This window comes from Pseudomonas sp. HMSC066A08 (assembly GCF_001813025.1).
Lineage (GTDB): Bacteria > Pseudomonadota > Gammaproteobacteria > Pseudomonadales > Pseudomonadaceae > Pseudomonas > Pseudomonas aeruginosa.
Genome location: NZ_KV811265.1, coordinates 1 through 6,493, shown reverse-complemented (window position 1 = coordinate 6,493; position 6,493 = coordinate 1). Strand labels below are relative to the sequence as shown.

The 6,493-nt window shown below is 57.9% G+C and carries 10 protein-coding genes and 1 pseudogene; 5 read left to right on the top strand and 6 right to left on the bottom strand.

What is annotated here, in order from left to right:
* From HMPREF2886_RS04545 to HMPREF2886_RS04520, 6 genes are all read right to left on the bottom strand, one after another.
* A partial coding sequence (locus tag HMPREF2886_RS04545; protein WP_070746871.1) for an HNH endonuclease signature motif containing protein occupies positions 1–595 on the bottom strand: 595 nt, incomplete at its 3' end.
* A 141-nt stretch (positions 596–736) separates the two neighbouring features.
* Positions 737–1,552 carry an ATP-binding protein gene (locus HMPREF2886_RS04540; RefSeq protein WP_070746869.1) on the bottom strand — a complete coding sequence of 272 codons (816 nt, stop codon included), beginning with the start codon at positions 1,550–1,552 and terminating at the stop codon, positions 737–739.
* Positions 1,542–2,348, bottom strand: a complete 807-nt coding sequence (locus HMPREF2886_RS04535; protein WP_034026878.1) for a hypothetical protein — start codon at positions 2,346–2,348, stop codon at positions 1,542–1,544. Before HMPREF2886_RS04535 ends, HMPREF2886_RS04540 begins: the two co-directional genes overlap by 11 nt.
* Positions 2,348–3,100 carry a phage antirepressor KilAC domain-containing protein gene (locus HMPREF2886_RS04530; protein ID WP_083318521.1) on the bottom strand — a complete coding sequence of 251 codons (753 nt, stop codon included), beginning with the start codon at positions 3,098–3,100 and terminating at the stop codon, positions 2,348–2,350. Before HMPREF2886_RS04530 ends, HMPREF2886_RS04535 begins: the two co-directional genes overlap by 1 nt.
* Positions 3,101–3,175: 75 nt before the next feature.
* Positions 3,176–3,487, bottom strand: a complete 312-nt coding sequence (locus HMPREF2886_RS04525) for a CII family transcriptional regulator (protein ID WP_033969381.1) — start codon at positions 3,485–3,487, stop codon at positions 3,176–3,178.
* Between the two features lies 1 nt (position 3,488).
* Positions 3,489–3,662, bottom strand: a complete 174-nt coding sequence (locus tag HMPREF2886_RS04520) for a Cro/CI family transcriptional regulator (RefSeq protein ID WP_023081927.1) — start codon at positions 3,660–3,662, stop codon at positions 3,489–3,491.
* 108 nt (positions 3,663–3,770) lie between these two features.
* On the opposite strand from HMPREF2886_RS04520, the gene HMPREF2886_RS35195 reads away from it, so the two are divergent.
* The 5 genes and pseudogenes from HMPREF2886_RS35195 to HMPREF2886_RS04500 all read left to right on the top strand — a co-directional run.
* Entirely contained in the window at positions 3,771–4,499 is a 729-nt protein-coding gene (locus HMPREF2886_RS35195; RefSeq protein WP_031641788.1) for a LexA family transcriptional regulator, read from the top strand.
* 300 nt (positions 4,500–4,799) lie between these two features.
* Positions 4,800–5,300 carry a hypothetical protein gene (locus tag HMPREF2886_RS34705; protein ID WP_177344440.1) on the top strand — a complete coding sequence of 167 codons (501 nt, stop codon included), beginning with the start codon at positions 4,800–4,802 and terminating at the stop codon, positions 5,298–5,300.
* A gap of 10 nt (positions 5,301–5,310) precedes the next feature.
* Positions 5,311–5,517, top strand: a complete 207-nt coding sequence (locus HMPREF2886_RS04505; protein ID WP_015649351.1) for a hypothetical protein — start codon at positions 5,311–5,313, stop codon at positions 5,515–5,517.
* Between the two features lie 302 nt (positions 5,518–5,819).
* Positions 5,820–5,978: a hypothetical protein gene (locus HMPREF2886_RS34560; protein WP_023435941.1), complete on the top strand. Its 159-nt coding sequence runs from the start codon at positions 5,820–5,822 to the stop codon at positions 5,976–5,978.
* Between the two features lie 102 nt (positions 5,979–6,080).
* Positions 6,081–6,493, top strand: a pseudogene (locus HMPREF2886_RS04500) (hypothetical protein); the annotation flags it as partial.

Sequence of the window (6,493 nt, the reverse complement as noted above, 5' to 3'; positions counted from 1 at the left end):
CGCCACCGATACGCACTTCGTAACGAAGGCGCTGCCCTCGAATTGGCAGAACACCAAATATCCTGATGGTTTTGTTCCGATAGAGCCGCTTGTTCCGCATGTTTTCCTGCCTGGAGACCAGGCGCAGGTTGCATATGCGGTTATCCAGGCCATCGCCGTTGATATGGTCAATGAACCAACCATCCTGGACGTGCTGGCCGGTGGAAATGAACCACGCCACGTGGTGTGCCTGAAGGTGCTTACGCTGGTATTGGATTTTCAGATAGCGGCACACACCGCTCTCCAGAACGCTTCCTGCTGGCTTCCCGACAAGGAAGGTCGAGTGGCGCTTCCACGCCGATTGAGTCGAGAACATCTCCCGCGGTGCATCGCAGTAGCGAAGCTCGCCGGTTTCGTCATCGTAAGAAAGGAGCCGGGAGACCTCTTCGATCAGCTGCGCCTTGGAGACGGAGTTGCTGCGACTCAGGCGGGCAGCCAGGCGAGCCCTTATAGCTTCCTTGTTACGCTCCGCGTAGCGCTTACGGGCAGCCCTGCCGCCCTCTCCGTTGTTCCAGGCGTGTACGGCCCTCGGGTCTCTGTAGCGTTGCTCTTTCATTTGGCCGCCCTCTTCGCCCGGTACTGCGCCTGCCGGATCTTGCTGCACTTCACGTGACTTCCATGAGCACGGGACTTTCCGCAGATGTCGCAGGCGCTTGGAAGCTCCAATCCCTCGGTGCTGATCTTCCCGTTGTGAGCCTTAGTCATGACGCACCTCCGAGCGCTTCGATGGCCAGTCGAACCGGACCGCTACCCCGCCGTTTTCGCGCAACCTGTCGACGCAGCGCTCTCCAAGCGCTCCGGGCAGTTCCTCGGCCTTGAGGTTCGAAATCACGATGGTCGGCATTAGGTTCTGGTAGCGCCCATCGATCACGCTGAAGAGCGTTGCAAGCTCGAAGTCGGTCGGCTTCGTTGCCCCCACCTCGTCGATGATCAGCAGTGAGGGGGCGCAAAGGGCCTCAAAAGCCTGGGCTTCGGTGTACTCGGCTTCGCGATCAAAACTTCCCTTCACAAACTGGAGAATTGTGCTCACCGTGCGATAGGCGGCAGTCACCGAAGCGCTGTTGCACACGACGTGCCCAGCGATTGCAGTGGCAAGGTGCGTCTTCCCGGTCCCAGGCATGCCAAGCAGCAGCAGACACCGACCCAGGCGCTTGTTCTCGGCGAAGTCGTCTGCGTACTTTCGGCAAACCTTCAGCGCTTTGCGCTGGCCATCGTTCTGCGCGATGTATGAGTCGAACGTGCGACCCTGAAAGCGCGGTGGGATCATTACTCCAGCGAGCCGACGCTCCATGCGCTCGCGCTCGTTCCGGCGCCACATTTCGGCCTGCTCATCGCGAAGTTTTTCAGCCTCAGCCTCCTTGGAGCACTCAGGACAACCGGTTGGCTTGTCCGAATTGCGGCGGAAAACAGCCGCATACTCGCCGTGCTTATCGCATTTAGCGGGAGTCTTGGAGACGATCCCGAAACGGCGCTCCAGGTCGCAGACTTCAAGGTTCAGGGCGTTAGAAGCCATAGGTGCCGTCCTCCCGCTCGATCAAGCCTGCGGTGTAGTCGCGATCAGCAAACCCGTGGTGGCGGCTGCTTGGTAGGTGGTGGACATTGCCGCGCGGAAGGTCAATCTCATCCTCCCAGCGCTTCCCGTTGAGCCACGTCGATGCATGCGGGATGAACTGCCCGTTGTCCTTGGTCCAACTGGGCAACTGCCGGTGCTTGGCCAGGGCGCTGACGATCGTGTCAAACAGGTCGGCAGTGAGCTTCAGCTTCGCCCACGCCTTCTCGGCCTTGTCCTTCCCGACCTTTCGCGGATACAGCTTCCAGAACCGCGAGAACATCTCTGCGCGGTCAACCGGAGCTTGCGACGGGTTGAGGGAATCAGGAATCAGGAATCCGGAATCAAGAGAGAGGGAATCAGCAGGGAAAGAACTGTGCGAGTCCGGTGCTTGCACGGTGCTTTCCTCATTCTTTCCCTGGCATGCGTCTACCTCGGGCATTTCAGGGATGATGCTCTTGGCTTCCTTGACGTGCGGATTCTGGTGTTTCGACCAGTTGATGATCTGAATGGCCTTCACGTCGCCCACGGTGTAGCGCTTGATGAACCCCAAGTGATCAAGGTCATCGAGCATTCGGTCCATGTCGACATTGTCAGCCGGGAACAAGGCCATTTTCAGTCGGCGCGGGCGATCTTCGAGGCGACCCTCCCGGTCAGCCTCGGTCCAAAGGCCGATGAACAGGAGGCGAGTTGCAAAGTCCAGCTCCACCAGATGCTCGTTCGAAAAGAACCCTGGCTTGATGTTTCTTGAACGGGCCATCATTGGACATCCAGGTTGTGCTGCGCCCACAAGCCGGCCACACAGGTGACGCCCTTAGGGGTAAATTTGGCTTGATTGAAGGCGTGACCGCTGTCGCTTGTGCCGGTCTTGACGGCGAAGCGTCCAGCGTCGATATGGTTCTGGTATGCCTGCCACTCGCCGCCCATGCGATACATGATCTTCTTGTCGAGCAAGAACTCACGGAATCGGGCCTCATTGGCCCTCAGCAGCTTGGCGGTTTGGCGAAAGCCCTTGAGCCCGGTGGATTCGACATACTTGTCGACAAACTCTGCTTTGGGCGCAGCAATCGCCAGTGCTTGCTGGGCCACCTGTTTCTGCTCCACCTCATCCGCCCAAGCGCGGGCTGCCACTACTGGGTTGGTGAAGTCTGGGAGCGTGGCAATAACACGAGGGGCCTCGAAGGACTTCAGTTTGGCCAATACCGTTCGGCGAACCGACTTAGATTCGCGCATCCCTACCAGCACGCACTGGTCAAGAGTCAGGTCGTAGGCGGCGACCTGGTTGCCATGGAAGGGGGTGTAATATTTTTGCACCCCCTCAAGTTCATCACCCAACTCGTCTTCGACACGAGCAAGAAACTGATCATTCCTGACCCTGGGCTCCCCAGCATCCGCGCGGGCATCATTGATGAGATCGCGCAGCTTGAGGGTGCTCATTTTGCGTGCCACGAAGTCGTGGTTCGCATTTTTCGGAACGACGGTTTCGGTATTGCCGTGGATAATCTGATGCATTAGAGTTACCTCATCTGATGTAGCAATGAGCCGGGCCGCAATCCCGGCTTTTTTGTGCCCGGCGTTCGGCGCCCCTCAATCCCACCCCAACGGACCAGGCCGCTTCTTTTCGGCCTGAAGGCCAAGCTCGGCCAGGGTCTTGAGCGCCTGGATGTACTCAGATGGATGGCACTGAGCCGACATCGGGACGACCTGAAGCTCCAGCAGCGCAAGCACCTTGCACCACCGCTCTATCTCGCCCTCTTTCCAACGACTGACAGTCGATTCGCTCACGCCGATTGCGTCGGCGACGGTCTTCTGACCCACCGACAAAAGTCGGTTGAGGATCAGGGATTCGAACTCCCGTGCCCTTGCATCGCGCTCGGGGTTTAATTGGCTGGCTGTCATGTCAGGCGGCCTTCTGATCAGCCTTCAGCTTGTTCTTGCTGATGACTTGAAGTTGGTACTGGCGGCCTACGGGGATCGACTCTCCCCACTGCGTGACAGCGCTCGGCCGGATGCCCAGGGCCTCAGCGAGCTTCTTTTTGGAGCCAAAATGCTGGATGGCTTCGTTCATGTTCATTGCGCGTCCTCGCGTAGCAATGAACCAATTTCAGCACACTGAAATAATGTTCGCAACAGGCTTCCGAGTTTTGCACTCACTTAAATTAAGCTGTCTTAACATCATCGGATGAACAGAAACGAACGAATCGCGCGAGCCATCCAGCTCAGCGGAAAAACGAAAAGTGAAATCGCAAAACTTTGCGACGTCGCGCCCTCAGCCGTCACTCAGTGGATTAATGGCGACAGCAAGAGCCTAAAGGCGGAAAGCGCCTTCGCCCTTGCGAAAGCCACCGGCTTCCGCGCGGAGTGGATAACGCTTGGGTCTGGACCAGAGCGCGCCATTGACGTAGGTCCCGACCACAACCAAGGCGAACTTGTCGGCTTGGTCTCTGCCTGGGATGCAGACACGCCGCTTGAGGATGACGAAGTAGAACTGCCGTACTACTCTGAGGTGGAGCTTGCCGCAGGAAACGGTATGACGGAAGTCGTTGAAATCGCTGACAGAAAGCTTCGGTTCTCAAAGGACACGCTTCGGTCAGCAGGCGTGGAGCCGGAATGTGCCGCAGTAGCCCGAGTTCGTGGGCGATCCATGGAGAGGCTGATCCTCGATGGCGCCGCTATCGGCTTCGACACCAGCTTCACACACATCGTCGACGGTGAGATCTACGCCTTCAATCAGGATGGAATGCTTCGCGTCAAGTACCTCTATTCGATGCCCGGGAACTCAGTCCGCATCAGGAGCGAAAACAGCGACGAGTACCCAGACGAGATACTGACATCCGATCAATTCAGTCAAATCACCATGCTCGGACGTGTCTTCTGGTGGTCAACGGTCCGCCGAGCCCCGCGCCGATAGCACCACAAGCCGGACACAGGCCCGCCAAGTGCGGGCTTTTTTGTGCCTGACGATCTCGTCAATTTCAGCAAACTGAAAATATTTTCTTCAGCAGGCTTGACTATGAATTTCAGCAGACTTAAATTTCATCTCAACGCCGCAGAACAACGCAGCGCCAGGCCACCGAGCCGACCGCTCTTTCGACAATTTGGGAACCCATGCCGGCCTCTGGTTGCCGGCCAGGCTCAAGGCTGACGCGACGCATCTGGAATCGCGCGCCGAGGGTCTGCACTGCTCACGCTCCCTGCCAGGGTCACTCAGATGGTGGCTTTGTACCTGGTACCGCCGAAAGGTGGGGAACACAGCGAACAGGCGCCGAAAGCGCTTGCAGTGAGGACAGAAATCATCGCCCAGGCGCAGGTGGCGGGTAACAGCGTCCGAGCAAGAAGACTGCGACGTTCGGCATGCCGGCTGAGCGGTTTACGGAGACACCAGAAGCACCACCCGCGGGTTGTAGAAGCCCAGTTAGGCGAACGCGGGAGAAACACCGATTTCACTGGCTGGCCCTCCACCGAGGGCCAGACGGGAAGTCAACACGCCCTGGAGGGCAAGACGATGAATGAAAAGGCCTCACTGGCTTTACGTCAGTCTCTTCGAATCATCCGCAGGGAGAACGACGTACACCGAGCGCGCATCGAGTACTACGAAACGGTCGGGATGTTGCGCGGATTGCACTACGGCGGAGCGATCGATTCCTGGCAGCTGGTAGCTCTAACTGAGCTTGCAGGAAGCGCATACATCAACGCCGGTAAACCCTGGTAAGGAGACTGAAATGGCTCAATTCAATGTCGATGCGCACCTGAGCAACGGCAAACGCCTGGATTGGATTGCTCTACCGGAAGGCAACGAGACACCGGATGACGTGCTGATCAAGGTACGCCAGGCCGCCATGAAGAAGTTCGGCGACCTCATCTGGTTCAACCGCTGGGACCACGTTGTTGCCAGCAACGGCTACATCACCGTGCGGATGCATGCGTGATGTACCGATTCTTCAAGCCGATGCGGGGCTGCCGAATCTTCGCGAGCGAGCATCACATGACCAAGCCAGCCGGAGAGTTAATCGGTTGGTGCGAGAAAGTGGACGGGAATATCTGCATTTTCAAGCCTCCATGTTCGCTTGAGCTTGATCGCTTTATCTGGAGGCACAGGGACGGGTTAAACCCTTGGTATCACTACTCAGCATAAACCCATGCAACACCGATTTCTCAGATGCCCTTCGCAAGAGGGGCATCGAGGAAATCCAACCGCCCCGGTTCGCCGGGGCATCACCGAGGAAAGGACATGAGCAACTACGCGCTGAACATCTACAACGCTTGGGTTGGCGAAATGGACAAGCTGAGCCGCAGCGGCCGCCAGACAAGAGCCAAGTATCTGAAGGTCCGCAAACTGACGACTTTCTTTATTCGAGCTGGAAGCGTGCGTGCGGCCTTCCCGCTTTAACCCGCCTCCCTGCCGGTAGCAGGGCATCACCAGCTCCAACCCATTTGCCCATCCGGGCGCCCTATCGCCCAACCCAGGGCAAATCTAAAACGGAGAATCGCGATGGCGAGCAAGAAAAAGGCTGCGTCCGAAGAGGTCGTGACCGCTTACAAGGGGTTCAGGCAAGACCTGACCTGCCGCGGCTACCAGTTCGAGATCGGCGGCACCTACAAGCATGATGGTGAGGTAGAGGCATGTGCTTCGGGTTTCCACTCTTGTGAGTATCCCCTTGATGTCTTCGGCTACTACGCCCCAGGCGAAAGCCGATTCGCCATCGTGAAGGCTTCGGGACAACTGAGCCGTCACGACGATGACAGCAAGATCGCCAGCGCCACCCTGGTGGTGGAGGCGGAAATCAGCATGCCGACTATGATCTCGCGGGCCATCGACTGGATCATGAGCAAGGTAGATAAGTCGGTTGAGCAGACGGTGGTGGGCGAAACAGCGTCGAACACCGGCTACCAATCGGCAGCGTC